Genomic DNA, 25,896 nt, shown 5'->3' with positions numbered 1-25,896 from the left:
CCCTCGGGGACGTCGGGCCGCTTCATGTTTCAGATCATCGGCATCGTCATGCTGTTCGGCATGGTGTTCGGCAGCTACGCCCTGGCGGGCGGCAAGTTCGAGGTCATCCTGCATGCGGCGCCGCACGAGTTCATGGCCATCGGCGGATCGGCCGTCGCCGCCTTCCTGATCTCCAACAGCGTCGGGGTGGTGAAATCGGCCCTGGGCGGGCTGGGCAAGTCCTTCGCCGGACCGAAATGGAAGAAGCAGGACTACAAGGACCTTCTGTCGCTGCTGTTCCAGCTGACCAAGACGATGAAATCCAAGGGCGTCATCGCCCTGGAAAGCCACATCGAAAAACCCGCCGAGAGCACCATCTTCCAGAAATATCCCAAGGTGCTGAAGGACCATTTCGCCACCGACTTCATCTGCGACACCCTGCGGATGATGACGATGAACCTGGAGGATCCTCACCAGATCGAGGACGCCATGGAAAAGCAGCTGGAAAAGCATCACCACGAGGCCGCCAGCGCCCCCCACGCGCTTCAGGCCATGGCCGACGCCCTGCCGGCGCTCGGCATCGTCGCGGCCGTTCTGGGGGTCATCAAGACCATGGGTTCGATCACCGAGCCGCCGGAGGTTCTGGGGGGCATGATCGGGGGCGCCCTGGTCGGCACCTTCATGGGCGTCTTCCTGGCCTATGGCCTGGTCGGACCACTGGCCGCGCGGCTGCAGGCGATCGTCGACGAGGAATTCTCCTACTACAAGATCATCCAGTCGGTGCTGGTCGCCCACCTGCACGGCAACGCGGCTCAGATCTCGGTCGAGATCGGCCGGGGCGACATCCCCTCCGCGGCCCAGCCCTCCTTCCTCGAGATGGAAGAGGCCCTGTCGGCCGCGCCCGGCGAAGCTTAACGAAATCAAAGCTTAGCGGCTCTTTTTCGGAACCGGTTTGGAACGAGGCATCCTGTCTTCGGTTCACCGTGGATCACGATCACGTAACCCCATGAGGGGCGGTCATCTGGGCCGAGCGATCGGAACAGGGAGCCTGCCATGAAAACCACCCTTCTCGCGGTCACTGCGATCGCGGCCTTCGGCCTCGCGGCTTGCCAACCCGCCAGCGACGCAGACACGGCCGCCACCACCGGCACCGCCGCGGAATCGTCGATGCCCACGCCCTCGACCAGCGACACGAGCGCCATGAACCCGACGACCGGCCAGATGAGCTCCGAAACCATGCCCGGCGGCTCTACCAACGCCACGCCCGGCATGACCCCGGGCGGCACCATGACGCCGGGCACCGCGGCCGGGGCCACCAACGCACCAGGCGCCAGCGGCGGTACGGCGACGCCCGGCTCCGGCGCGATGGACACGACCGGTTCGACCGGCTCGACCGGATCGAGCACCCCGCCCGCGCAATAAGCGCTCGCCTTGATCGAGAAGCCCGCGATCGCACGATCGCGGGCTTCGTCATGGGCATCTGCCCGGCCCGGGAGAGTCTTCCGACACGCGGGGAAGCGATCACGAAGCCGTGAGGATTTCGCTTGCAGAGCTGCTCACGATCCCGTTATCTCCTGAGGAGCGAGTGGTCGAAAAAGCTCGCACAAACCCTGGGAAGGATACCTCCAATGCGCTTCGTAGCCCTGATTGCCGCCTCGGCCGCCGCTCTGGCCCTGGCCGCCTGCCAACCCGCCGCCGAAGACAAGGCCGACGCCGCCGCCGCTGACGCGACCGCCGCTGCCGACACCGCCACGGACGCCGCCGCGACCGCCGACGCTGCCGCCACCGACGCCGCCGCTGCCGCCGGTGCCGCCGCCGACGCCGCCGCCATGGCCCCGGCCGATGGCGCGATGGCTCCTGCCGCCGCCCCGGCTGCCGACGCCGCGATGGCACCGGCCGCTGCCGAGAAAGCCGACCACTAAGGTCGAACGACGGATCGGGCTTCGGTCCGACCGGGGAAAGGGGTCGCCCGCGGGCGACCCCTTTTTTCGTGCGCGCGATGCCGCCGCTCGCGTCGCGGTCGCCCCCGCGCTACCTCCACGCCGATGAACGATGGTGCTGACCGCGATCCCAGACTGGTATGGACCGAGGCCGACGAGCCACGCTCCGGGCGGTTCGACGACGTCTATTTTTCGGCCGAGGACGGTCTGGCGGAAACCCGCGCCGTCTTTCTGGACGGCTGCGACCTGCCGCGCGCCTGGCGGGATCGGCGCCATTTCACCATCGCGGAGCTGGGCTTCGGGACCGGGTTGAACATCGCCGCGGCGCTGGAGCTTTGGCAAAGAACCCGGTCGCCGGGCGCGCATCTGTCGCTCTTCTCCGTCGAGGGCTTTCCCCTGAGAGCCGACGAGGCCCGCCGTGCGCTCGCGCGCTGGCCCGAGATCGCCGAGGCGACGGAGGTCCTGGTCGCGGCCTGGCCCGCCGGCACGCCGGGCTTCCACCGGCTGGACCTGCCGGGCTTCGGCGCCACCCTGGATCTGGCCGTCGGCCCGGTGGACGGGGCCCTGTCCCAGTGGACGGGGCGGGCCGACGCCTGGTTCCTGGACGGCTTCAGCCCCGCCGCCAATCCGGACATGTGGTCCGAGGCGGTCATGGACCAGATCGCGGCCCACACCGCGCCGGGGGCCCGAATCGCCACCTTCACCGTCGCCGGCGACGTGCGGCGTCGCTTGGGCGAGCGGGGCTTCGCGGTCGAGAAGCGACCGGGCCACGGCCGCAAGCGCCAGCGGCTGGAAGCCCGGCTTCCGAGCATCGCGGCAGCAGAGACGCCGCCGCCCCGGGTCGCGGTGATCGGGGCCGGGATCGCCGGGGCCTCGGTCGCGCGCGCCCTGGCCGCCCAGGGCATCGCGGCGGCGGTGTTCGAGGGCGCGGGGCTGGGGCATGGGGCCTCGGGCTTTCCCGCCGCCCTGGTCACGCCCCGCTTCGATCTGGGCGACGCGGCCATTTCCGCCCTGTTCGCCCAGGCCCTGGAACGCGCCGGCGCCGTGTATTCCGCGGTCCCCGAGGCCGTGCTGGGACGGGGCGTCATGCAGAAACCCAGGTCCGACCGCGACAGCGCCCGCTTCGCCCGCATCGCCGATCAACCGGTCTGGCCCGATGGCGCGATGCAGATCCAGCCGGACGGCGCTCTGTTCATGCGTGACGCCCTGACGGTCGCCCCGCTGCGCATCCTGGCGCAGGGGCTGGCCCGGGCGGCGGTCCACAACGAAACGGTTGCCGCCCTCGAAGCCTCGTCCGACGGCTGGCGACTGCGCGACGCGGCGGGCGCGGTCCTGGTGCAGGTCGACGCCGTGATCCTGTGCGCCGGGCCGGACACGGCACGGCTGGCCCCCGACCTGGCCATCGCCCCGGTTCGAGGTCAGGCGGACTGGGTCGTTGGCGCGCCGGCGCCCGCGACCGCCTGGGGCGGCTACGTCGCCCCGACGCCGGACGGCTTCCTGTTCGGGGCGACCCATCAGCGCGGAGGCACCGCGACCGACGTCCGGGCAGAGGACACGGCGCGCAATCTGGAGACCCTGGCCAGCCGCTTTCCGGACCGCGCCGCCGCGATCGATCCCGACCGCCTGGGCGCGCGCGCCGCAATCCGGGCCACGACGCGTGATCGCCTGCCCGTCTGCGGCGCGGTGCCCGACCGGTCCGGACTGTTCGTCCTGGGCGGGTTGGGCTCGCGCGGCTTCTGCCTGGCCCCCCTGCTGGCCGAGCATCTGGTGGCGCTGGTGCTGGCTCGCCCCTCGCCGCTCCCGGCGACGCTGGCCCGGTCCCTGGACCCGGCGCGACCGGCCCTGCGCCCTCTTGTGGAACCTCGCCCGGCGTAGGACCTTCCCAGGTCCGAGGAGATCAACCGATGCGCTTCCGCCTGTCCCTGCCGGTTCTGGCCGTATTCACGATCGCCACGACCGCCTGCGCGCCGGTGGATGCGGGCAGGGTCGCCTCCTCCGGCGCGGCGTCCCCCGCCGCGCGTCAATGTTTCAGTCAGAGCCAGGTTACCAACTTCCGGCAGGGGCAGGACGAGCGGATCTATCTTCGGGTCCTGAACCGCGACGTCTTCGAACTTCAATCCTTCGGCGGCTGCGACCTGGAGCGCGCCAACGCCATCCAGATCGGCCCCGAGCAGGGCGGATCCAGCCGGCTGTGCATCGGCGATCGGGTCCGCATCCCCAATGACGGCAGCGATCTGGTGAACGTCGCCTGTCGCGCGCGGATCACCCGCATGCTGACTCCGGCCGAGGTGGAGGCCCTCCCCTCGCGGGACCGGCCCTGAGCCTCACGCCTTCTGGGCGTAGCCCAGCCGCTGGTTCAGCTTCTCGATCAGGTCGATGGCCGTCTCGGCGATGACCGATCCGGGCGGATAGACCGCCGCCGCGCCCAGGTCGATTAGGGTCTGCACATCACCGGGCGGGATCACCCCGCCCACCGTGATCATGATGTCCGGTCGCCCCAGCTTCGCCAGCTCGGCCTTCAGCTCCGGCACGAGGGTCAGGTGCCCGGCCGCCAGCGACGACGCGCCCACGACATGGACGTTGTTGGCCACCGCGTCCCGCGCCGCCTCGGCCGGGGTCTGGAACAGCGGCCCGGCCACGGCGTCCAGCCCCAGGTCGCCATAGGCCGTCGCCACCACCTTCTGGCCCCGGTCGTGGCCGTCCTGACCCAGTTTGGCGATCAGGATGCGCGGCGGGCCGCCGTCGTTCTCGACGAAGGCGGCGACCATGTCGCGCGCCCGGCTGGTCTTCGGGTTGGCCCCCGCTTCCTTGGCATAGACGCCCGACACCGTCTGGACCGTCGCCACATGCCGGCCGAAGGCGGCCTCGAGCGCGTCCGACATCTCCCCGACCGTGGCATGGGCCCGCCCGGCCCGGACGCACAGCTCCAGCAGGTTCTCGGACCCCTTCGCCCCCTCGGTCAGGGCGTTGAGCGCCGCCTGCACCGCCGTCTCGTCCCGTTCGGCCCGCAGCCGCTTCAGCTTGTCGATCTGGGCCGCCAGAACCGCCGCGTTGTCGACCTTCATCACCGGGATGTCGTCGGGCGTATTGTTCAGATAGCGATTCACCCCGACGACGGTCTGCTGTCCGGTGTCGATCCGCGCCTGGGTGCGGGCCGCCGCCTCCTCGATCCGCAGCTTGGGCACGCCCGCCTCGATCGCCGCCGCCATGCCGCCCAGGGTCCGCACCTCGGCCATGTGGGCCCGGGCCCGCTCGGCCAGCTCATGCGTCAGCCGCTCGACGAAGAAGCTGCCGCCCCAGGGGTCGATCACCTTGGTCAGGCCGGTCTCCAGCTGCAGCAGCAGCTGGGTGTTGCGCGCGATCCGGGCCGAGAAGTCGGTCGGCAGGGCCAGGGCCTCGTCCAGCGAATTGGTGTGCAGCGACTGGGTCTGACCACCCGCCGCCGCCATGGCCTCGACCATGGTGCGGGGCACGTTGTTGAACACGTCCTGGGCCGCCAGCGACCAGCCCGAGGTCTGGCAGTGGGCCCGCAGCGACAGGCTGCGCGGATCCTTTGGGGCGAACTCGGCCTGCACGGCCTCGGCCCACAGCAGGCGGCCGGCGCGGAGCTTGGCCACCTCCATGAAATAGTCCATGCCGATGGCCCAGAAGAAGCTCAGGCGCGGCGCGAACCGGTCGACGTCCATGCCCGCCGCGACGCCGGCCCGGATGTATTCCAGTCCGTCGGACAGGGTGTAGGCCAGCTCCAGATCGGCCGAGGCACCCGCCTCCTGCATGTGATAGCCGCTGATCGAGATGGAGTTGAACTTCGGCGTCTCCTGCGCCGTCCAGGCGAAGATGTCGGCGATGATCCGCATCGAGGGCCCGGGCGGATAGATGTAGGTGTTGCGGACCATGAACTCCTTCAGGATGTCGTTCTGGATGGTCCCGGTCAGGGCGGCGTGCGCCACGCCCTGCTCCTCGGCCGCCACGACATACAGGGCCAGGATCGGCAGGACCGCGCCGTTCATGGTCATCGACACCGACATCTGGTCCAGCGGGATGCCGTCGAACAGGGTCCGCATGTCCAGGATGGAATCGATCGCGACCCCCGCCATGCCGACGTCGCCCGCCACCCGCGGATGGTCCGAGTCGTAGCCCCGATGCGTTGCCAGATCGAAGGCGATCGACAGCCCCTTCTGCCCAGCCGCCAGATTGCGCCGATAGAAGGCGTTCGAGGCTTCTGCGGTCGAGAAGCCGGCATACTGGCGGATGGTCCAGGGGTTGGACGCATACATGGTCGGATAGGGCCCGCGCACGAACGGAGCGAAGCCCGGCAGGCCGTCGGTGAAGTCGAGGTCGGCGACGGCCTCGGGCCCATAGGCGGCGGCGATGTCGATGCCTTCGGGCGTGCGGATGGGCGCGCGGCCGGGCCGGTCGGCCAGCGGGGACAGGTCCAGGGGGGCCTTGGTGAAATCGGGGCGATCGGTCACTGGCTCGCTTCCTTAGGAGCGCGGACCTCCAGGTCCGCCTGGTCGCCCGATGCGGACCTGGAGGTCCGCGCTCCATCTTCGAAGGCCTCGGCCCAGCGGATCGGTGGCAGGGGCGGACACCGGTCCCCGCCACAGTCCGCGATCGCAGCGGCCCCCGTCTCGACCGCCACCGGCCGCGCCTCGGCGTCCACGAACTTCGTCACCCCCACCATCTGCCCCCCGCCGTCGGCGAGGGCAGCCTTGCCCGCCGCACGCGCCGCCACGATCCGGGACTGCAGCCCGCCACCGCGCAGGGAGGCGACGAGGCCGCCTTCGCGCTCGATGCGCTGGAACTCGGCCCAGCCCGCCTCGGCCAGATCACGGGTGCGGTGATCCAGGTACCAGGACCCGGCCGCCGGATCGGCCACGCGGCCAATGTGCGCCTCCTCCATCAGCACCAGCTGGGTGTTCCGGGCCGCCCGCCGTGCGAAGGCGTCCGGCCGCCCGATGGCCCGGCTGAACCCGTCCAGAACCACGGCGTCCGCCCCGCCCACGGCCCCGGCGAACCCGGCCGCCGTCAGCCGCAGCAGATTGGGCCAGGCGTCCTTGGCCGCCAGCATCCGGCGCGACGACCGTGCCTCGATCCGCGCCGGGGCCTCATGCCCGAAGGCCCGGCTGATCGACCGCCAGATCAGCCGCAGGGCCCGCACCTTGGCCATGCTGTCGAAATATTCGGCATCGACGCTGACCCCCAGCACCGTCCCGGCCAGGGCCCGCTCGATCGGCAGCCCGGCCTCGACCGCCGCCTTCAGATAGGTGGCGGCAGACGCGGCGGCGAAGCCCAGCTCCTGGCCCGCCGATCCCCCGGCTTCATGCGCAGCGCGGCCGGTGGCCAGGAAGAAGCTCGCCTCCGGATAGGCCCCGGCGTGCCGCGCGGCGGTGTTGGCGGCCAGGCCGACATGGTCCTCGATCGCGCGCGGCGATCCGCCGGCGGCGGCGAAGGCGGTCAGCGGATCCAGATGGAACATCAGCTTCGCCCGCGGCGCGCCCTTGGCCGCCACCGCCAGGGCATTGGCGGCGTCCGCCCCGTCCAGGCCCGCATCCAGACCGACCGGGGCCAGCTCCAGCGCTACCCCCGCCAGGGCCCGGCCCAGGGGTTCGGAGTCCGCCAGCACCGCGCCGGACAGGATCACCGAGGCCGCTCCGCCCTCCAGGTCCGCCAGCATGGCCGCATTGACCGCCTCCGGATCGTCGCCCTCGACTTGGGTGCGCAGGTCCCAGGCCCGGCCGTCGGCGTCCGAGCCCCGGGGCGCGAACACGGCCTCGGTCGCATTGGCCCGGCCGTACAGGGGCCGGGTGGTCAGGTGGTCGACGTCCAGATGCACGAGCCCCTCGACCGGCCGGCCCTTCAGCGCCTTCTCGGCCTCCGCGCGCCAGTCGGCCGGCGAGGGGATAGGGAAGGTCTGGGTCAAGGCACACTCCGGGACGGCGAGAGGCGCTTCTATGGCGACTCCGGCCCCCGCGCGTCCAGCCCGGGCGTCAGACCTTGGCGGGGGCGTAGTTCGGCGTGAGGATGTGGATGACCAGCAGGGCCACCAGATAGGCCGAGGCGGCGACCACGAAGATCGGGGTGTAGCTGCCGATCTGGTCCAGCACATAGCCGGCGTATTTGGCCATGGCCATGCCGCCGAAGCCGCCGATCATGCCGCCGATGCCGACGACCGATCCGACCGCCGAGCGCGGGAAGACGTCCCCCGGCATGGCGTACAGATTGGCCGAGAAACCCTGGTGCGCCGCCGTGGCGATGCCGATGATCAGGACCGCGACCCACAGGTTGTCGGCCATGCCGGCGAAGGCGACCGGCGTCACGGCCAGGGCGCAGATCAGCATGGTCAGCTTGCGCGCCTTGTTCAGGCTCATGCCCCGCTTCAGGAACTGGCTGGACAGCCAGCCGCCGCCGACGGAGCCCACGTCGCTGAGCAGATAGATGGCGATCAGGGGCGGGCCGAAGGTCAGGATGTTCAGGTCGTAGGTCTGCTGCAGGAAGCCCGGCAGCCAGAACAGGAAGAACCACCAGATCGGATCGATCAGGAACTTGCCGAGCGCATAGGCCCAGGTCTCGCGCACCGTCAGCAGTTTCAGCCAGCCGATCTTGTGGGCCGGGTCGGGGGCGTCCTGGGCGATCCAGTTCAGCTCGGCCGGGGTGACCTTCTTGTGCTCGCCCGGGCGCTTGTAGACCGCGAACCAGATCGGCACCCAGATGAAGCCGAGCACGCCGGTGATGATCAGGGCCATGCGCCAGTTGGGCTCATCGACCGTGCCCAGCCAGATCGAGGCGATGAAGGGGATCAGCAGCGGGGTGATGATCGCCCCGATGTTGGTGCCGGCGTTGAAGATGCCGACGGCGAAGGCGCGTTCCTTCTTGGGGAACCACTCGGTCACGGCCTTGATGCCGGCCGGGAAGCCGCCCCCCTCGCCCACGCCCAGCGCCACGCGCGCGAAGATGGCGGTGTTCAGGCTGCGGATGCCGGCGTGGGCGATGAAGGCCAGCTGCCAGATGATGAAGGCCAGGCCGAAGCCCCAGCGGGCCCCGATGCGGTCCACCAGCCGGCCCCAGATCAGATAGGAGACGGCATAGGAGGCCTGAAACCAGAAGACGATGTCGGCATAGTTGGTCTCGGTCCAGCCGAACTCGTCCATCAGGGTGGGCTTCAGCACCCCCAGCGCCTGACGGTCGACGTAGTTGATGACCATGGCCGCGAACAGCAGCCACACCACCACCCAGCGGTATTTGCCCGGGGGCGGGGCCGTGATCGAAACGGGTTCGACCCTGTTCGACGGTGTGTCGGTCATTCTGGTCTTCCTGTCGTTCCTGCGGCCGGTCCCGTTCTGCGGCCCGGGCCGCGACAGGTTGAGGCCATTCCGATTCAGATGCCGGCTTCGACCACCGAGCAATGGATGTCGCCGACGCCGGAGAAGCGGCACACGGCGGTCGCGCCGATCGCGGCCTGGTGCACGCCGGTCACCGCCCCGGTCGAGATCAGGGCCCCCGCCGCCAGCGGCCGCCCGCGACGCGCGCAATGTTCGATCAGAAACCGCACCGATTCCACGATCCCAAGGGGGATCGACCCGGCCGTGCCCTGGCCGATCAGGACCCCGTCGATTTCGGTCTCGACCTCGATCCCGGCCAGACGGGCTTCCCAGTCCTCGATCGCCAGCCCCAGAACCAGGCCCCCGTTGTTGCCGAAGTCCGAAGCCACCACGGCCGAGCCAAGGTCGTTGATGGTCGGCAGGGAGCTGCCGGCCAATTCGACGCCGATGTGCAAGCCCTCGATGGCCGCCCGAGCCTGGTCCAGGGTCCAGTCCATCTGGTCGGGATCGACCGCGCCGATCCGGGCCACGAACTCCGCCTCCACCGCCGCGAACCCGTCGCGGATGGCGGGCAGCCGGCTGGGCGCCTCGCCGACGCTCCACAGATTGCGGGCGAAGATGGGTCCGGCCAGACGGTGGGCGTTCAGCCGGGCCTGCTGCGCCGGCGGAACCATGCCGACCTTCCAGCCGACGATGCGGTCGGGGAACAGGTCGATGGCCGCGTCCTGGGTGGCGTAGGCCGTCGCCATGTCCTGCGGCACCGCCCCCGGATAGTCGGGCGTGGCCTCGAAATTCAGCCGGGCGGCCACGAACCGCGCCGCGATCGCGGCGACGCCCGGGTCGACGTCCGAACGGTCCGCGACGCTCATGCCCGGCCGTGTGGAATACTGAGTCAAAATGGTCACGCCCGTCCGCTGCCTGCCCGTTGTCTTTGGCCGATCTGATGTCGGAGGCCGATGATTGAAGGGGAAGGTAACCGGTGTCAACGCTCTTCCGGGGCCCAGGGGGGGCATAGCGTCCCCGGCGGCACGGCTGTAAGGCAAACAGCGAAACCCGAAGAGACCCCGCTTGGCCGACGACAACACGCCTCAAACGCCCCCCGGGCTGAAGCCCGGCAAACGGCCCACGATCAACGACGTCGCGCGCATCGCCGGCGTCTCGAAGAAAACGGTCTCGCGCGTCATCAACCAGTCCCCGTTCGTGCGCGAGGAGACCCGGGTCAAGGTCGGCGCGGTGATCGACGACATGGGCTTCGTCCCCGATCTGCAGGCGCGCGGCCTGGCCTTTCGGCGGTCCTTCCTGGTGGGTCTGATCTACGACAATCCCAGCCCCAACTATGTCGTCAACATGCAGCAGGGCGTGCTGGACGCCCTGAAGGGATCGGGACTCGAGCTGGTCGTCCACCCCTGCTCGCGCCAGTCCGAAACCGTGGTCGCCGACATCCGCGCCTTCGTCGAACGACAGAAGCTGTTCGGCGTGATCCTGCCGCCCTCGGTGTCCGAGGACGAACGCGTCATCGACACCCTGCGCGAACTGGACTGTCCCTATGTCCGCATCGCCTCCATCGCCCTGGACGCGCCGGAGTCGATGCTGGTCACCAACGACCATCTTGGCGCGGCCGAGGCCGGGCGCCACCTGGCCGACCTGGGTCACACCCGCATCGGCTTCATCTCCGGTCCCGCCTCCTTCCGGTCCAGCGCCGTGCGCGGCGGCGGCTTCCGCGAGGCCCTGGCCGAAAAGGGGGTGGCCCTGGAGGCGCGTTACGTCGCCGAGGGGGCCTATACGTTCGAGTCCGGGGTCGAGGCGGCCCGGATCCTGCTGGCCCTCGACCCGCGCCCCACCGCCATCTTCACCGGCAACGACGAGATGGCGCTGGGCGTCTTCAAGGTGGCGCGCGACCTGGGCCTAGCCATTCCGGACGACCTGTCCGTGGTCGGATACGACGACCTGCCCATGGCCTCGCGGGTCTGGCCCAACCTGACCTCGGTGCGCCTGCCGATCCGCGACATGGGCCGGATGGCGGCCGAAAAGCTGCTGGCCCCGATGCGCGGCATCGACCCCGCCAAACTGGTCCAGCCCGAAGTCCGGCCGTCGCTGGTGGTGCGGGAATCGGCGAAGGCTATGCCTCACCCGTAGGGGAAGGGGATCGCAGCGCGCTTGCCCTGTGGTGGAGGGGGCCAGCCGCGAACGCTGTGTTTGGTTCGGCCCCCCTCCGTCACGACGCGAAGCCGCGTCGTGACACCTCCCCCAAGGGGGGAGGATTAGGGTTGCCCACGCTCCTGACACCGGTTACCAAGCGCCAAACAACACAGGGAAACGCCATGTACGCCAAGGTCTATCACTCGACCCATCCGGACATGATGGAGGGCGCGTCCAACGACGATCTGCGCGACCGCTATCTGGTCGGCGGCCTGTTCCAATCCGGAGCTCTGGCGCTCAACTATTCCCATGACGAGCGGATGGTCATCGGCGGCGCCATGCCCACCGGATCGCCCCTGTCCCTGCCGACCCACAGCGAGCCCGCCTCCATGGCCGGCAAGCCCTTCCTCGCCGCGCGCGAGCTGGGCGTCGTCAATATCGGCCCCGGCGCCGGCCGCGTCGTCGCCGATGGCGTGACCTTCGACCTCGGTTTCCGCGACGGCCTGTATCTGCCCATGGGCACCGCCGAGGTGACCTTCGAGAGCACGGACGCGGCCTCGCCCGCCCGCTTCTACCTGATCTCGACCCCCGCCCACGCGCGCTACGAGGCGGCCAAGATCTCGATCGACCAGGCCGTGCCGCTGGAACGCGGCGCGCTGGAGACCTCCAACGAGCGGACCATCTACCAGTACATCGTCCCCGAGAAGGTGAAGTCCTGCCAGCTGCTGCTCGGCGTCACGGTGCTGAAGCCCGGCAGCGTGTGGAACACCATGCCGCCGCACCTGCATGACCGCCGCTCCGAGGCCTATCTGTATTTCGGTCTCGGCGAGAACGACCGGGTGTTCCACTTCATGGGCCGGCCCGAGGCGGCCCGTCACATCGTCATGGCCGACGGCGAGGCCGTGATGAGCCCGCCCTGGTCGATCCACATGGGGGCCGGCACCTCGAACTACGGCTTCATCTGGGGCATGGGGGGCGAGAACCTCGACTACACCGACATGCACGTCCTCGACATCTGCCAGCTGAACTAGCCGCCATGGCCAATCCCTTCAGCCTGCAGGGCAAGGTCGCCCTGGTCACCGGCGGCAACACCGGCATCGGCCAGGGCATCGCCCTGGCCCTCGCCGAGGCCGGGGCCGCCATCGCCTCGGTCGCCCGCCGCGCTTCGGACGACACCGTCGGCCAGTGCCTGGCCAAGGGCGTGCAGTCGATCTCCATCCAGGCCGACCTCGGTTCCATGGAGCCGATCGAACGCATTCTGGACGAGGCGACAGCGGGCCTTGGCCCGGTCGACATCCTGGTCAACAACGCCGGCATCATCCGCCGCGCCGACGCCGTGGAATTCACGGAAACCGACTGGGACGACGTCATGAACGTCAATCTGAAGTCGGTCTTCTTCCTCAGCCAGGCCGCGGTCCGGCGGATGATCGCGGACAATCGTGGCGGCAAGATCATCAACACCGCCTCGATGCTGTCGTATCAGGGCGGCATCCGCGTGCCGTCCTACACCGCGTCCAAGTCGGGCGTCGCCGGCCTGACCAAGCTGATGGCCAATGAGTGGGCCAAGCACGGCATCAACGCCAACGCCATCGCCCCCGGCTATTTCGCCACCGACAACACCCAGGCCCTGCAGGACGACCCGGTGCGCTCGAAAGAGATCCTGGGTCGAATTCCCGCCGGCCGCTGGGGCCAGCCGTCCGACATCGGCGGCGCGGCGGTCTTCCTGGCCAGCGCCGCCAGCGACTATGTCCAGGGCATCACCCTGCCCGTCGACGGCGGCTGGCTCGCGCGCTGACCAATCGAACGCGGTCGGACGAAACCGCTTTCCACATACGCCGATCCCGACCTAGGTTTCCGTTATGATCGCCCATGTCCCGACCGGCCGAATCGTCTGTTTCGGCGAAATGATGCTCCGCCTCAGCCCGAACGCGAACGAACTGCTGATGCAGTCCCCCGCGCTGTCGGTGCGCCCGGGCGGGGCCGAGGCCAATACGGCCGTGGCCCTGGCGCGACTGGGCGCCCCGACCTCCATGGTCTCTGTCCTGCCCGACAACACCCTGGGCCGTGCCGCGCGCGACGAGCTTCGTCGGCACGGCGTCGATACCCGCGACATCCAGTTTCGCCCCGGGCGGATGGGGCTGTATTTCCTGACGCCGGGGGCGGTGCGCAGGCCGTCCGAGGTCCTCTACGACCGTGCCGGCTCGGCCTTCGCCTGCCATGCCGACAGCGCCGTGGACTGGAGCCGGGCCCTGTCCGGGGCGTCCTGGCTGCACGTGTCCGGCGTGACGCCCGCCATCGGTCACGCGGGCTCGGCGGCCGCCCTGCATGCCATTGCCGCGGCCAAGGCCGCCGGGGTGCCGATTTCCTACGACGGCAATTTCCGCGGCAAGCTGTGGGCCGAGTGGGACGGCGACCCGGCCGAGGTCCTGGGGGCCATGCTGTACGCCAGCAGCCTGGCCTTCGCCGACGACCGCGACTTCGCCCTGATGCTGGGCCGGACCTTCGACGACCCCGATCCGATCGTCCGCCGCCGCGCCGCCGCCGCCGCCGCCTTCGACGCCTATCCCAGCCTGGAGCGGATCTGTTCGACCATCCGCGTCAACGACAGCGTCCAGGATCAGACCCTGGCCGCCGTCATGTTCACGCGCGACGGCGAGCATCAGGCCCCCGCGATCGCTCTGACCAGCGTCGTCGATCGGGTCGGGGGCGGCGACGCCTTCGCCTCGGGCGTGCTGTTCGGTCTCTGGAGCGGCTGGTCCAACGACACGTCCCTCGCCTTCGGCCTCGCAGCCGCCGGGCTGAAGCACTCTGTGCCCGGCGATTTCAACCTGTTCGACGAGGCCCAGGTGCGCGCCGCCATGGCCGCCGACGGGTTCGACATCCGCCGCTGACCCCCCTAGGAAACCGGTGTCATCGGTGTATCCTGAGGGTTAGCGGTCGCCAGAACCGTCCCTTCAGGAAACGACCGGAGCCCTCCCCATGCCTGCATATCCGCCTGCGGTTCTGTCGCGCCGTGCCGTCCTCGCCTCGGGCGCCGCCCTGGCCACCCTGACCGCGGCGGGACCCGTCCTGGCGCAGGCGGTCCCTGACCGCGCCACCCTCCTGGCCACGATGAAGCGCGCCACCGCCTTCATGACCGACGAGGTCGCCGTGGGCGGCGGCTATGTCTGGCAGGTCCTGCCGGACTTCTCGCGCCGCTGGGGCGAGCTGGAAGCCAAACCGACCATGATCTGGGTCCAGCCTCCGGGCACCGCGACCGTGGGTCATGTGTATCTGGACGCCTATCACGCCACCGGCGACGAACAGTTCTACGCCGCTGCCAAGGCCTGCGCCGACGCCCTGATCGCAGGCCAGCACCCACGCGGCGGCTGGAACTACGTCATCGACACGGCGGGCGAGGCCAGTCTGAAGGACTGGTACGAGACGGTCGGCGGCAACGCCTGGCGGCTGGAGGAATTCCAGCACTACTACGGCAACGCCACCTTCGACGACGCCGGCACGGCCGAGGCGTCCCAGCTGCTGCTGCGGGTCTATCTGGAGAAGCGCGAGCGCAAATACCGCGCGCCGCTGGACAGGGCGATCCAGTTCGTCCTCGACGCCCAGTATCCGAATGGCGGCTGGCCCCAGCGCTATCCGTTCGTCGAAGGGGCGGGCGGCCTGCACGGCAACCCGGACTATACGCCCTACATCACCTTCAACGACGACGTGGCCGGCGAGAACATCGAGTTCCTGCTCTATGTCCATCAGACCCTGGGCTCGAATGACCGGCGGCTGGTCGACGCCATCCAGCGCGGCATGGACATCTTCGTCGCCACCCAGCAGCCCCTGCCCCAGCCCGCCTGGGGCCTGCAACACTATCCCGACACCCTGAAGCCGGCCCCCGCCCGCACGATCGAGCCCCGGGCCTTCGCCACCCACACGACGGCGACCAACATCCGCTCGATGATCGGCTTCTACCGGCTGACCGGCGACCGCAAATATCTGGCCCGCCTGCCCGAGGCGCTGGACTGGCTGGATCAGGTCAAGACGCCGCAAAACCTGATCGCGCCCGGCCGCACGCATCCGACCTTCATCCTCGAGGGCTCCAACACCCCGGTCTATATCCACCGGAAGGGGTCCAATATCCGCAACGGCCGCTACTACGCCGACGAGAACCCGAACAATCTGATCGTCCACTACGGCTCGTTCCGCAATCTCGACACCCAGGCCCTGCGCGCGGATTACGAAGCGGCGGCCGCCCTGACGCCCGAGGCGGTGATGGCCACCTCGCCGCTGAAGGCCCGGCCCGGCACCCTGGCCCTGCCCAAATACTTCACCCTGCGCGACGTCAGCATCTGGGACATGGACACCGAGGGCCGGCGCCCCCGCCCGGTCCCCGCCGCGCGCGCCGCCCAGCTGGCCGCCGGGCTCAATGAACGCGGCTACTGGCCGACCCTGCTGACCACCACCTCCAACCCCTATATCGGGCCGTCGCCCGAGGCGGTGACGGGCGGCGAATATCAGACCACCCGCGTCGGCGATTTGTGGGACACCTCGCCCTACACCACCGACTTCCCGGTCGAGGGCATCTCGACCCAGACCTTCATCACCAACATGGGCGACCTGATCGAGGCGCTGCAGACGTGATGGACCGGCGGCGGCTTCTGATCGGCGGCGGGGCGGCGGGTCTGGTCGGCACGGGTGGCTGTGCCTCGCTGATGGGCGCGAGCCGGGCAGATCCGGTCGTCTGGCGCTTTGGCGACCTGGATCGGCTGGCCGCGCCGCTGACGATCGAGGGATCGCCCCAGCGCGTCGACGGCCCGGCTGCGGCCGCCGGTGGGGCCCTGCGGTTCGACGGGGTGGACGACGCCCTGTTCATTGGCCGGCATCCGCTGGCGGGGGCCTCGACCTTCGCCATCGAGGCCGTCTTCCGGCCCGACGGCGGGGCGTTCGAACAGCGCTGGCTGCACCTGCAGGCCGACGAGGACGTCATCACCGGCCAGACCCCGATCGGGACCCGCTTCCTGTTCGAGATCCGCGTCTATGACGACGAATGGGCGCTGGACGCCTTCGTCAAGGGACCGACCTACAACCAGACCCTGCTGTTCCCCGACAAACGCCACCCAGTCGGCCGCTGGCATCACGTCGCCCAGACCTACGACGGCACGACCTATCGCGCCTTCGTCGACGGCGAGCTGCAGGGCGAGGCCGCGATCGCCTTCACCCCCCAGGGCCCGGGCCGGGCCTCGGTCGGCACCCGGATCAACCGCGTCAACTATTTCAACGGCGCGATCGCCGAGGCCCGGTTCACCCCGCGCTTCCTGCGGCCGGACCAGTTCACGGGCGTCCGTCCAGGCTAAAGAAAAAGGCCCCGGCGTTTCCGCCAGGGCCTTTTGCATATCGGGGCTCAAGTCGGCCGAAGGGCGGTAGCCCCCAGAATCATGCCTCGTCGGTGGCCTTGTCGGCCGAGCCCGTGACCGGGACCACGGCGCCCTTGGCGGCCGGGCGGACGGTCTGGCGTTCGGCGATCCGGGCCGACTTGCCGCGACGGTCGCGCAGGTAATACAGCTTGGCGCGCCGGACGACGCCGCGACGCTTGACCTCAATGGATTCGATGTTCGGCGACAGGATCGGGAAGACCCGCTCCACGCCCTCGCCGAAGCTGATCTTGCGCACGGTGAAGTTCTCGTTCACGCCGCCGCCGGCGCGGGCGATGCAGACGCCTTCGAAGGCCTGAACGCGCTCGCGCTCGCCTTCCTTGATCTTGACGTTGACGCGCAGGGTGTCGCCGGGCTGGAAGTCCGGGATCGCGCGAACGGCGATCAAACGGGCTTTTTCTTCCGCTTCCAGCGTCTGAAGGATGTTGGCCATGGTCTATTCTCCTCGGGCTTTATCGCCCTTTAGCTTTGATTTGGCGGAAGATTCCGCGGGTCTTGTCGCCAGATGCGCGGCCCACAGATCGGGCCGTCGTTCCTGGGTCGTCATCTCCCGTTGGTCCTGACGCCAGGCCGCCATCTTGCGATGGTCGCCGGACAACAGGATCTCCGGGATGTCGATCCCCTCGAACGTCCGCGGTCGCGTGTACTGCGGATGCTCCAGAAGACCGTCCTCAAAGCTTTCGGAGGACAGGCTTTCGGCCTGGCCCAGAACGCCGGGGATCAGTCGTACGCACGCCTCGATCACCACCATCGCCGCCGCCTCGCCACCGGCCAGGACCGCGTCTCCGACGGAGACCTCCTCGAACCCCCGGGCGTCGAGCACCCGCTGGTCCACCCCCTCGAACCGGCCGCACAGGACGACGATGCCGTCCGCCCTAGCCCATTCCTTGACTCGCGCCTGCGTCAGGGGTCGACCGCGTGCGCTCATGTACAAAAGCGGCCGGGGCGGCCCTGTCAGGCTGTCGAGAGCCCGGGCCACCACGTCCGCTTTCAATACCTGTCCGGGGCCGCCACCCGCGGGGGTGTCGTCCAGGAAGCCGCGCTTATCTTCGGAAAACCCGCGAATGTCCAGCGTCTGCAGGTCCCACAGCGCCTTCTCCCGCCAGGCCGTGCCGATCAGCGACACGCCGAGCGGCCCGGGAAAGGCCTCGGGGAACATGGTCAGGACGGTGGCGGTGAAGGGCATGGGCGCGATCTAGCGCCCCTGCCTGCCCGCGTCACGCCTTGGCGCTGATCCCCGTCTCGGCCAGCCATTCCAGGATCTTGCCCTTGGGCATGGCCCCGACCTTCATCGAGGTCATCTGGCCGTCCTTGAACAGCATCAGGGTCGGAATGCCCTTCACGCCCAGTTTCGACGGGGTCATGGGGCTGTCGTCGATATTGACCTTGGCGATGGTCACCTGACCGGCCAGTTCATCGGCGATCTGTTCCAGCGCCGGGCCGATCTGCTTGCAGGGGCCGCACCACTCCGCCCAGAAATCCACCAGCACCGGCGTGGACGCCTTCAGGACGTCGGTGTCGAAGCTGTCGTCGGAAACCTTGACCGTGGCCATGGAAGAACTCTCTCTGCTAAGGCGGGCGGCCGCTTAACCGGCGGCACCCGATGTTGGCAAGGGATGTGGGGCGAGTTCCCGGGGAAATCAACGTGGGGCCATCGGCCCGGACGGTCCGCTTGCTGACGGTCCCCGCTTCGCACCCGTGCCTGCCGGCGAAATCTCCAAGGCATGCTCTTCTACCCAGGCATCCAGCGCGGTCACCACCGGGCTGATCGACCAGCCGTGCTCAGTCAGCCGGTACTCCACGCGAGGCGGAACCTCGTTAAACGCGTGACGGCTTACGATCTGCGCGGTCTCGAGCCGGCGCAGCGTCTGCACGAGCATCTTTTCCGAGATCCCGCCTACGCGTCTTCTCAGGGCCCCTGTTCGTGCGGGTCCCTCGCTCAGCGCATGGATCAGCAGCAGAGACCATTTGTCCGCAAGCAGGGACAGCAGCGCGCGGGCCGGGCAGTCCGGATTCATCACGTCACAGGGCGGGGTTCGGAACGGCGGTTTCATACTAACCCGAAGGTAGGTACTTGATGCCTGGAGAGCAAGCGGACACCTGCTGCAGGGCGACCCGTAGCACCACCGCAAGCGGACCGTCGCTGGAGACTGACGAGATGACACACAGCCACGCGCTGGCAGGGGATCAGGAGCTGATCGTGATGCTGCGGCTGAACTTCAAACCGGGCACGGTCGACGACGTCCTTCGTGAGATCGTGCCGATCGTCGGGCTGACGCGCGAAGAGGCGGGCAACGTCGAATTTCAGGTCTTCCGGGCGAAGGAAGACCCAGACCAGCTTGTCCTGTTCGAGCGCTGGACCAGCCAGGCGGCGTTGGACCGCCATTGGGAGCTGGACTATACGAAACGCGCGCTGGCGGTGTTCGACCAGCACCTCATCCGCCCGCTATCCCCGGCCGAGGACGTGACCTACCTCAGCGACGGCATGCGAGCCACTTAGGTCCTCGCCTCTCGACACTCCTCCCCCCTCGCCAAGCGGTGGGGAGGAGATCGTGTCTCACCTCATCGCCGCCAGCGCCGCGTCGATCATCTCCTGCGGCACCGGCATCAGCTTCGGTCCGTCCGTCCACACCAGCGCCGCCTCCACCGGCCGGTCCGGATACAGCCGGGCCAGCACGGCCACATAAGTCGCCATCTGGGCCACATAGGCGGGGTCGGCGGCCTCGATGCGGTCGGGGGCGGGGCGATTGGTCTTGTAGTCCACGACCAGGACCCGCTCAGGCGTCACCACCAGCCGGTCGATGCGGCCGTTGATGACCACGCCCGACGCCAGCCCCGGAGCCGCGCCGGTCAGGGCGATCTCGGCGCGGGAGCCGGCCCCGAACACCTCGGCGAACCGGGCGTCCTCCAGCACGCCGAAGGCAGCCTCGATCATCTCGGCGCGCTGGGTGTCGGACAGGTCGCGCTCCCGGGCCAGCAGCCGCGCCGCCGCCGCGCGCCGGTCGGCGGCCGCGATCTCGGGCAGCCGCTCCAGCAACAGGTGGATCAGGTCCCCGCGCCGGAACCGGCCCAACGCCGCCCCGCCGTCGGACGAAGCCACGGCCAGGGGCGAGGGCGCGGCCAGACGCTTGCCCGCCTGCACCTGCGACGGCGACACGTATCGCGCCGAGGGATCGACGGGGGGTGCGGTCCGCGCCCAGGCCGGCACTTCCGCCCCGGCGACCGCCGTCGATCCGGCCGCCGCCAGGACCTCGGGATCGAAGCCGTACCGCCTCCGCCCGTCACCGATGTCGCGGACCTGTCCGCCCAGCCGCTCGAAGGTCTCGGTCAGCACGGCCCACCAGCTGCCGTCGTCATAGCCCTGTTTGCCGTTGCCGCAGGCCCGGCCCAGCACCACCACCCGGTCGCGCGCCCGGGTCAGGGCGACGTAGAGCAGCCGCAGGGTCTCGTCGTGGACACGCCCCTGGCGCGCCGTCCGCGCCGCCAGCGAGGCCTCGCAGTCCTCCTTCTCGGAGCCCGGACACATCAGCCAGGCCTCGGTCCCGTCCTCCAGCTCGACGGGCATCAAGGTCGGCCCCTGGGCCTTGGCCCGAGAGGTCGTGTCCGGCAGGATCACCACCGGAGCCTCCAGCCCCTTGGCCCCGTGCACGGTCATGACCCGCACCTCGCCGCGCGCCGCCTCCAGCTCGCGCTTCACCTCGACGTCGGCGACCTCCAGCATGGCCAGACAGGTCTCCAGATCGCGCCCGCCTCGCTGCTCGGCCGCCAGCACCTGGTTCAGCGTCTCGTCGATCGCTTCTTCCGCCTCGCGCCCCAGCCGGGCCAGCAGCCGCGCCCGGCCCGAGACGCCCGTCTCGTCCACCCGGTTCAGCAGGCCGGCGAAGAAGGCGAACGGGTCGCGGCCCGCAGAAGCTATTGCGAAGTCGATCAGGTCGCGGGCGCGGGCCCATTGCGGGCGTTCGCCGGCGCGGTCGCGCAGGGTCCGCCACAGCCGCCCGCGCTTCGGATCGGCCCCGGCCAGGTCGAACAGACCGGCCTCGTCCACGTCGCAGAAGGGGCTGCGCAGCACCTCGGCCAGGCTCAGCTCATCGTCGGGATAGAGCGCCACCCGGGCCAGGGCGATCAGGTCGTCGAAGGCGATGTGGGACGACAGCTTCAGCCGGTCGGCCCCCGCCACCGGTACGCCGACCGCCTTCATCGCCCGGATGATCTCCTCGAAGGTCGCGTCGCGCCGACGCACCAGCACCAGGAAGTCGCCATAGCCGCAGGGGCGCAGGATCCGTTTGCTGCGGTCCTGCACCGCCACCCCCGCCATCACCTGTCGCCGGATCTCGCGCGCCAGGTCGGCGGCCATCCGTTTGCGCGCGCTCTGCACCGGCTCCTGATCGACCGGATCGTCCCAGGCGTCGCGCTCCGGAGCCTTCTCGTCGGCATAGAGGGGCCACAGGTCGATGCAGCCCTGATCGTCCGCCCGTTTGGCCACGTGGGGCGGGATGGCGGCGACGCTCTCGCCCACCAGCGACCGGGTCCGCTCCGGACCTTCGAAGACGGCGTCGACGAACTTCAAAACCTCGGGCGTGGAGCGGAAGGAGGTCGCCAGCTCGACCCCGGCGAACTCGGCACCAGCCCCCTTCACCAGGGTGTCATAGCGCTGCGATTCCTGGCGCAGCCGCTCCGGCCGCGCGCCCTGGAAGGAATAGATCGACTGTTTCTCGTCACCGACGGCGAACACCGTCCGCTCGACCCGCCCGGCCCCGAAGCGGCGCGAGCCGATGCCGGAGAAGAAGCCCTCCGTCAGGGCCCGCACGATGTCCCACTGTTCCGGGGCCGTGTCCTGGGCCTCGTCGATCAGGACATGCTCGATGCCGCCGTCCAGCTTGTACAGCACCCAGGCGGCGCTGGAACGCTGGGTCAGCAGGTCGACCGTCCGCGCCACCAGATCGCCGAAATCCAGCGCGCCCTTCTTTTCCTTGGCCGCGTCGTAGAGCGCCCCATGGGCCCGGGCCAGCCTCAGGACATGGACCGTGTCCTCCGCCACCCGCGCCTTCCGCAGCTCGCCCAGGGTGGCCCCGACCTTGGCCTGCAGGGTCGTCATCCAGTCGCGCGCCTCGGCGGGGGCGCTCTTGGTGGCGATCCGGCTACGCAGCTTGCCCTCGGTCAGAAAGACCCCCGCCACGCCCGGAAAAGTCCAGTCGGCGGCGTACATCCGGTTGGCGCATTTGCCGTCGTCGTTCCCGCCGCTCGCCATCATCTCGGCCATGGCCAGCCATTCGCTGCGGTCCAGGAACCGCATGAACTCGTCCTGGATCGAGGCCACATCGCTGTCCGGATCGGCCCCGGCGAGGGCGTGGGGGGCCAGGGCGGGATCCGCCTCGGCCCGGGCCGCATAATCCAGCAGCCGCACCCGGTCCTGCTCGATCCGTGCCAGCAGGCCTTCGAAGCTCTTGAAATCCAGCTCGACCGCGAAATGGGCATAGGCCCGGCCGATCGCCCCGTCCGCGTTCGACAGGGCCCGGCGGGCCAGGTTTTCGCGCGCGTCATGCGACAGGGCGAGGGCCGCCTGGTCCTCCAGCACGGTGAAGCCGGGCGTCACCCCGGCCTCGATCGGGAACCGCCGCAGCAGCTTCTCGCAGAAGGCGTGCAGGGTCTGGATCTTCAGCCCGCCCGGCGTGTCGAGCGCCTTGGCGAACAGACGCCGCGCCTTCGACAGGTCCTCGCCCGACAGGGTGGCCGCGTCGCGTCCGTCCAGATCGGCCAGCGACGCCGACAGCGTCCGGTCGTCCATCACCGCCCAGGCCCCCAGCCGGTCGAACAGCCGCGCCTGCATCTCGGCGGCGGCGGCCTTGGTATAGGTGACGCACAGGATCTCGCCGGGCTGCACCTCCTCCAGCAGCATCCGCGCCACCCGGTCCACCAGGGTCGAGGTCTTGCCCGAGCCGGCGTTGGCGGTGACGAAGACCGACTGGCGCGGGTCCGCCGCCGCGATCTGGGCGGGGTCGGGCAGGATGCGGACGGCCTGATCCACGCTCATGCTTCCGCCTCCTCGGCCCCGGCGACATGCCATTCCCACACCCGGGCCAGGTGATCGTAGTTGCCGCCGTAGTTGCCCATGAACTGGGGCGCGACCCAGCTGAGATAGGGCGTCGTCTGCACGTCGAACCGCGCCACCCGCGCCTTCAGCCCGGCCAGGGCCGCCATCGACAGGTCCGCCGCCTCGCTGCCCTCGGCCCGCACCGCCGCCTCGCCCGGCACCTTGCGGCCGACGACGCGGACATAGGTCAGCTCCTCTGGCTCGACCGGGCCGGACCCTTTCAGCCCCGCCTCGGCCAGGATCGCCCCGGTCAGCGTCAGCTGCGGCGCGAAGCCGGACCTGACCTGTTTGGCCGAGGGGGCCGCCCCGGTCTTGAAGTCCAGGATGGCCGCGCCCGTGGACGACAGCTCGATCCGGTCGGCCTTGGCGGTCAGGGTGAAGGGTCCGGCCTCGGCGTCGAAGGTCATCGTCACCTCCTCCTCGACCCGGATCTCGATGCCCTTGGCGCGCCGACGCATCTCGAACCCGGCCAGCCAGCGCGCGGCATTGCGGGCCAGGGGGCTTTCGCGCGCCATGGCCGCGTCCTCGAAGCCGTGGTGGCGCAGTTCCTCGTGCAGCAGATGGACGATCTGGTCCTCGCAGTCCTCGGGCAGGACGTCGGGCCAGGACAGGGTCAGCCGCTCCACCGCCTTGTGGATGGCCGAGCCGCGCAGCAGGGCCTCGGCCGACTGGCCGGGCCGGTCCATCGGCTTCAGGTTCAGCACATAGCGGGCATAGACCGCATAGGGATCGCGCACCCAGCGCTCGACGCCCGTGACCGGCAGCTGGCGCGGTCGCCGCTCCACGGGGGGCGTCGGGGCCGGCCGCTTCGCCAGCCGCAGCGGACCGGGAGCCGGCGCGTCCAGGGCCCGGGCCGCATCGAGCGCCCCGGTCGGCCGGTCGATCGTCACGCCCGCGCCATTGGTCAGCATTTCCAGCCGCCACAGCCAGCGCGAGCGCACCGCCGGCTGGCCGCCGCGCCGCTCAGTGTGGATCAGGATGGCTTCGGGCGCGCAGGCCGCCTGGACGAAGTCCTGGGCCGTCTGCCCGACCCGCCGCTCGGGCGGCGGCAGGCCCAGGTCCTTGCGCATCGGCCGCGACAGGAAGGGGTCGATCGGCGCGCCCTGCGGCCAGACCCCCTCCTCCAGCCCGGCCAGGATCATCCGGTCGGCCCGCACCAGCCGCGCCTCGATGGCCCCCAGGATCCGCAGCGACGGATGCGTCGCCCCGCCGGTCCGCACCGTGGTGTCGTGCAGCAGGCCGGAGACCAGTTCGGCGAACTCGCCCGGCGACACCGCCCCCAGCGACGCCCCGCCTTCGATTAGTTGGGACAGCAGCGACGCTGCCGCCTCCCCGTCCGGTCCGGCCCAGACCTCGACCCCCGCCAGGGCCTCGACCAGCCCTGTCAGGGCCCGGGCCGCATCGTCCAGCGCCGCCATGGGGTCAAACCCCGCCCCGACCTCGGCACACAGCCCCTGCAGCCGCCCGGCCAGGGCCGTCGCGGCCGCCAAGCGCGCCGCCATCGCCTCCGACGGCACCCGCCCGTCGCGGCGCGGGGCCGAGGCCTCGGTCAGCCGGCGCTCGATCCGGGTCCAGTCGCGGGTGCGGGGCCCGCGGAAGGCGACCGCCTCCAGCTGCATCACCGCCGCCGGTGTCGCCTCGGCCAGGGTGGTCAACGCATGCTTGATGAGGCCCAGGATTGTCTGCGGCTTCAGCGGATCCGCCATCCAGCGCGCCGCCAGATCGACCAGTACCCCGACCGGCATCTGGTCCAGCCCGGTCCCCGACGAGGAGTCCGCCACCACGCCCCAGCGCTCCAGCCGCGCCGCCACCCGCCGCCCCAGGGCCAGGTCAGGGGTCACCAGGGCGCAGGTCTGGCCTGGGGTCTCCAGCGTCTCGCGCATCATCAGGGCGATGGTCTGGGCCGCGTCCTCCTCGGTCCGGGCCGTGACCAGCGACAGGCCCTCCAGCCCCAGGGCGATCGGGTCCGCCGCCACGCCAGCCTCGGCTGACCGCCGGCGCAGGTCGCGGATCTCGGCGCGCCAGTCCGCCGTCGCATCGGCCGGGCGCAGCGCCTCATTGACCAGCCTCTGCCGCGCCAGGCCCCGAGCCTCGCTGGTCGTGTCGACCGGCGGCCGGAACCATGGCCGCACCGCCGCGCGCTCGACCCCTGCCCGAACCAGCAGCCGCTTCAGCGCGCTCTGCGGATGCTGTTCGTCGATCGCCCCCCAGGCGTCCTCGCCCAGACCCTGGTCCAGCCCCGGCAGGACCACGCACCCCAGAGGCGCGTTGGCCACGGCCCTCAGCACGTCCGCCGCCGCCTTGACCGTCCCGGTCGAGCCCGCCGCGATCACCGGCCCCTGCGGCGGATGCGCGGCCCAGCGCTCGGCCAGCAGCCGCAGCAGCCGCGTCCGTCGCCACGAGGCATCCACCAGCCCCATCAACGCCAGCCGTTTCGGCCAGGCCTCGACCGCCAGCCCCAGGAACTCGGCCGAGGCCTGCCAGTGCTCGGCGAAATCGGCCTCGACCAGGGTCGCGATCCGGCCCGGATCCTCGACCTCCTCGATGTGGCAGGAATCGAGGAAGGCCCCCAGGCTGTCGGCCATCTCCAGCGCCCGCATCGGCCCCAGGCCGGGGGCGAACTCCTCGACGATCATCCGCGCCATCTCGAACCGGCGGGTCAGGGGGGCGATGGCGGGCGGCAGGTCCAGACCCAGCTCGCCGGGCGTGAACGGCGGCTCGTCCTCCTCCAGATCGCCCAGCGGACGGACCTGGGGCAGCAGCACCGGCCGGTCCCCGCTCAGCCGCGACAGGGCCGAGGTGAAGGCCCGCGCCGCCCGGCGGTTGGGCAGCAGCAGGGTCGCGTCCGACAGGGTCTCGGGGGCCTGCGTCCCCAGCCAGTGCAGCACCCCCGCCGCCAGATCCTCCAGGAACGGGCGGTGCGCCGGGATGGTGAACCAGCGCGGTGTCTCGTGGTCGAAGGGGTTGAACGGCGTATTCACGTCCGCGTCCTCAAGCAGTGAGCCGCC

General features: G+C 70.3%; 22 protein-coding genes. 12 read left to right on the top strand and 10 right to left on the bottom strand.

Going from position 1 to position 25,896, the window contains the following annotated elements; translation table 11 throughout:
- The first annotated feature begins 24 nt into the window (after nt 1-24).
- From motA to BZG35_RS04755, 5 genes are all read left to right on the top strand, one after another.
- Complete coding sequence (gene motA, locus BZG35_RS04775) at nt 25-894, top strand: flagellar motor stator protein MotA (protein WP_077354616.1); 870 nt, start codon at nt 25-27, stop codon at nt 892-894.
- 138 nt (nt 895-1,032) lie between these two features.
- The gene (locus BZG35_RS04770) at nt 1,033-1,401 is read left to right on the top strand and encodes a hypothetical protein (RefSeq protein WP_077354615.1); all 369 of its coding nucleotides are present in this window, start codon (nt 1,033-1,035) and stop codon (nt 1,399-1,401) included.
- A 206-nt stretch (nt 1,402-1,607) separates the two neighbouring features.
- Complete coding sequence (locus tag BZG35_RS04765) at nt 1,608-1,901, top strand: hypothetical protein (RefSeq protein WP_077354614.1); 294 nt, start codon at nt 1,608-1,610, stop codon at nt 1,899-1,901.
- 123 nt (nt 1,902-2,024) lie between these two features.
- Nucleotides 2,025-3,794, top strand: coding sequence for a tRNA (5-methylaminomethyl-2-thiouridine)(34)-methyltransferase MnmD (gene mnmD / locus BZG35_RS04760; RefSeq protein WP_077354613.1), 1,770 nt, complete (start codon nt 2,025-2,027; stop codon nt 3,792-3,794).
- Between the two features lie 29 nt (nt 3,795-3,823).
- Complete coding sequence (locus tag BZG35_RS04755; protein ID WP_077354612.1) at nt 3,824-4,240, top strand: hypothetical protein; 417 nt, start codon at nt 3,824-3,826, stop codon at nt 4,238-4,240.
- 3 nt (nt 4,241-4,243) lie between these two features.
- Here the strand turns inward: BZG35_RS04755 and scpA are convergent, their stop codons facing one another.
- The 4 genes from scpA to BZG35_RS04735 form a co-directional block, all read right to left on the bottom strand.
- Nucleotides 4,244-6,391 carry a methylmalonyl-CoA mutase gene (gene scpA, locus BZG35_RS04750; protein ID WP_150125933.1) on the bottom strand — a complete coding sequence of 716 codons (2,148 nt, stop codon included), beginning with the start codon at nt 6,389-6,391 and terminating at the stop codon, nt 4,244-4,246.
- On the bottom strand, nt 6,388-7,842 hold the full coding sequence (locus BZG35_RS04745; RefSeq protein ID WP_150125932.1) for a methylmalonyl-CoA mutase family protein: 1,455 nt from the start codon (nt 7,840-7,842) through the stop codon (nt 6,388-6,390). The genes scpA and BZG35_RS04745 overlap by 4 nt, the downstream gene beginning before the upstream one ends.
- Before the next feature lie 67 nt (nt 7,843-7,909).
- Complete coding sequence (locus BZG35_RS04740) at nt 7,910-9,223, bottom strand: MFS transporter (RefSeq protein WP_077354611.1); 1,314 nt, start codon at nt 9,221-9,223, stop codon at nt 7,910-7,912.
- 74 nt (nt 9,224-9,297) lie between these two features.
- Nucleotides 9,298-10,146 (bottom strand): 2-keto-4-pentenoate hydratase, encoded by an 849-nt coding sequence (locus tag BZG35_RS04735; protein WP_171981881.1) that lies wholly within the window; start codon nt 10,144-10,146, stop codon nt 9,298-9,300.
- A 163-nt stretch (nt 10,147-10,309) separates the two neighbouring features.
- Here BZG35_RS04735 and BZG35_RS04730 point away from each other — a divergent pair, with 163 nt between their 5' ends.
- The 6 genes from BZG35_RS04730 to BZG35_RS04705 all read left to right on the top strand — a co-directional run bounded on the left by BZG35_RS04730 (nt 10,310) and on the right by BZG35_RS04705 (nt 16,719).
- On the top strand, nt 10,310-11,377 hold the full coding sequence (locus BZG35_RS04730; protein ID WP_077354609.1) for a LacI family DNA-binding transcriptional regulator: 1,068 nt from the start codon (nt 10,310-10,312) through the stop codon (nt 11,375-11,377).
- Nucleotides 11,378-11,562: 185 nt separating this feature from the next.
- Nucleotides 11,563-12,411 carry a 5-dehydro-4-deoxy-D-glucuronate isomerase gene (kduI, locus tag BZG35_RS04725; RefSeq protein WP_077354608.1) on the top strand — a complete coding sequence of 283 codons (849 nt, stop codon included), beginning with the start codon at nt 11,563-11,565 and terminating at the stop codon, nt 12,409-12,411.
- Nucleotides 12,412-12,416: 5 nt separating this feature from the next.
- Nucleotides 12,417-13,175, top strand: coding sequence for a 2-dehydro-3-deoxy-D-gluconate 5-dehydrogenase KduD (gene kduD / locus BZG35_RS04720; RefSeq protein WP_077354607.1), 759 nt, complete (start codon nt 12,417-12,419; stop codon nt 13,173-13,175).
- A 64-nt stretch (nt 13,176-13,239) separates the two neighbouring features.
- Nucleotides 13,240-14,271, top strand: a complete 1,032-nt coding sequence (locus BZG35_RS04715) for a sugar kinase (RefSeq protein WP_077354606.1) — start codon at nt 13,240-13,242, stop codon at nt 14,269-14,271.
- 88 nt (nt 14,272-14,359) lie between these two features.
- Nucleotides 14,360-16,006, top strand: coding sequence for a pectate lyase (locus BZG35_RS04710; protein ID WP_077354605.1), 1,647 nt, complete (start codon nt 14,360-14,362; stop codon nt 16,004-16,006).
- The gene (locus BZG35_RS04705) at nt 16,006-16,719 is read left to right on the top strand and encodes a LamG domain-containing protein (protein ID WP_077354604.1); all 714 of its coding nucleotides are present in this window, start codon (nt 16,006-16,008) and stop codon (nt 16,717-16,719) included. Before BZG35_RS04710 ends, BZG35_RS04705 begins: the two co-directional genes overlap by 1 nt.
- Nucleotides 16,720-16,798: 79 nt before the next feature.
- Here BZG35_RS04705 and rplS read toward each other — a convergent pair whose 3' ends face one another.
- The 4 genes from rplS to BZG35_RS04685 all read right to left on the bottom strand — a co-directional run bounded on the left by rplS (nt 16,799) and on the right by BZG35_RS04685 (nt 18,851).
- A complete protein-coding gene (rplS, locus tag BZG35_RS04700) occupies nt 16,799-17,230 on the bottom strand; it encodes a 50S ribosomal protein L19 (protein ID WP_077354603.1) in 432 nt (143 codons plus the stop codon).
- 3 nt (nt 17,231-17,233) lie between these two features.
- Nucleotides 17,234-17,983 (bottom strand): tRNA (guanosine(37)-N1)-methyltransferase TrmD, encoded by a 750-nt coding sequence (gene trmD, locus BZG35_RS04695; RefSeq protein WP_077354602.1) that lies wholly within the window; start codon nt 17,981-17,983, stop codon nt 17,234-17,236.
- 31 nt (nt 17,984-18,014) lie between these two features.
- On the bottom strand, nt 18,015-18,350 hold the full coding sequence (gene trxA, locus BZG35_RS04690) for a thioredoxin (protein WP_077354601.1): 336 nt from the start codon (nt 18,348-18,350) through the stop codon (nt 18,015-18,017).
- Nucleotides 18,351-18,437: 87 nt separating this feature from the next.
- A complete protein-coding gene (locus BZG35_RS04685) occupies nt 18,438-18,851 on the bottom strand; it encodes a helix-turn-helix domain-containing protein (protein ID WP_077354600.1) in 414 nt (137 codons plus the stop codon).
- Nucleotides 18,852-18,955: 104 nt separating this feature from the next.
- On the opposite strand from BZG35_RS04685, the gene BZG35_RS04680 reads away from it, so the two are divergent.
- A complete protein-coding gene (locus tag BZG35_RS04680; protein ID WP_171981880.1) occupies nt 18,956-19,297 on the top strand; it encodes a putative quinol monooxygenase in 342 nt (113 codons plus the stop codon).
- Between the two features lie 57 nt (nt 19,298-19,354).
- Here the strand turns inward: BZG35_RS04680 and addA are convergent, their stop codons facing one another.
- Complete coding sequence (gene addA / locus BZG35_RS04675; protein WP_077354598.1) at nt 19,355-22,828, bottom strand: double-strand break repair helicase AddA; 3,474 nt, start codon at nt 22,826-22,828, stop codon at nt 19,355-19,357.
- Nucleotides 22,825-25,869, bottom strand: coding sequence for a double-strand break repair protein AddB (gene addB / locus BZG35_RS04670; protein ID WP_077354597.1), 3,045 nt, complete (start codon nt 25,867-25,869; stop codon nt 22,825-22,827). The genes addA and addB overlap by 4 nt, the downstream gene beginning before the upstream one ends.
- Nucleotides 25,870-25,896 lie beyond the last annotated feature (27 nt).

The sequence above is a fragment of the Brevundimonas sp. LM2 genome, assembly GCF_002002865.1.
Classification (GTDB): domain Bacteria; phylum Pseudomonadota; class Alphaproteobacteria; order Caulobacterales; family Caulobacteraceae; genus Brevundimonas.
The sequence above is the reverse complement of the archived record's forward strand: the minus strand, read 5'-3'. Positions and strand labels throughout refer to the sequence as shown.

Coding starts and splice junctions, on each gene's coding strand:
- rplS (WP_077354603.1), bottom strand. CDS start 17,230: ATGGCCAACATCCTTCAGACGCTGGAAGCGGAAGAAAAAGCCCGTTTG.
- kduD (WP_077354607.1), top strand. CDS start 12,417: ATGGCCAATCCCTTCAGCCTGCAGGGCAAGGTCGCCCTGGTCACCGGC.
- BZG35_RS04710 (WP_077354605.1), top strand. CDS start 14,360: ATGCCTGCATATCCGCCTGCGGTTCTGTCGCGCCGTGCCGTCCTCGCC.
- trmD (WP_077354602.1), bottom strand. CDS start 17,983: ATGCCCTTCACCGCCACCGTCCTGACCATGTTCCCCGAGGCCTTTCCC.
- BZG35_RS04755 (WP_077354612.1), top strand. CDS start 3,824: ATGCGCTTCCGCCTGTCCCTGCCGGTTCTGGCCGTATTCACGATCGCC.
- trxA (WP_077354601.1), bottom strand. CDS start 18,350: ATGGCCACGGTCAAGGTTTCCGACGACAGCTTCGACACCGACGTCCTG.
- motA (WP_077354616.1), top strand. CDS start 25: ATGTTTCAGATCATCGGCATCGTCATGCTGTTCGGCATGGTGTTCGGC.
- BZG35_RS04705 (WP_077354604.1), top strand. CDS start 16,006: ATGGACCGGCGGCGGCTTCTGATCGGCGGCGGGGCGGCGGGTCTGGTC.
- addA (WP_077354598.1), bottom strand. CDS start 22,828: ATGAGCGTGGATCAGGCCGTCCGCATCCTGCCCGACCCCGCCCAGATC.
- BZG35_RS04765 (WP_077354614.1), top strand. CDS start 1,608: ATGCGCTTCGTAGCCCTGATTGCCGCCTCGGCCGCCGCTCTGGCCCTG.
- BZG35_RS04680 (WP_171981880.1), top strand. CDS start 18,956: ATGACACACAGCCACGCGCTGGCAGGGGATCAGGAGCTGATCGTGATG.
- BZG35_RS04770 (WP_077354615.1), top strand. CDS start 1,033: ATGAAAACCACCCTTCTCGCGGTCACTGCGATCGCGGCCTTCGGCCTC.
- mnmD (WP_077354613.1), top strand. CDS start 2,025: ATGAACGATGGTGCTGACCGCGATCCCAGACTGGTATGGACCGAGGCC.
- BZG35_RS04740 (WP_077354611.1), bottom strand. CDS start 9,223: ATGACCGACACACCGTCGAACAGGGTCGAACCCGTTTCGATCACGGCC.
- kduI (WP_077354608.1), top strand. CDS start 11,563: ATGTACGCCAAGGTCTATCACTCGACCCATCCGGACATGATGGAGGGC.
- BZG35_RS04715 (WP_077354606.1), top strand. CDS start 13,240: ATGATCGCCCATGTCCCGACCGGCCGAATCGTCTGTTTCGGCGAAATG.
- BZG35_RS04685 (WP_077354600.1), bottom strand. CDS start 18,851: ATGAAACCGCCGTTCCGAACCCCGCCCTGTGACGTGATGAATCCGGAC.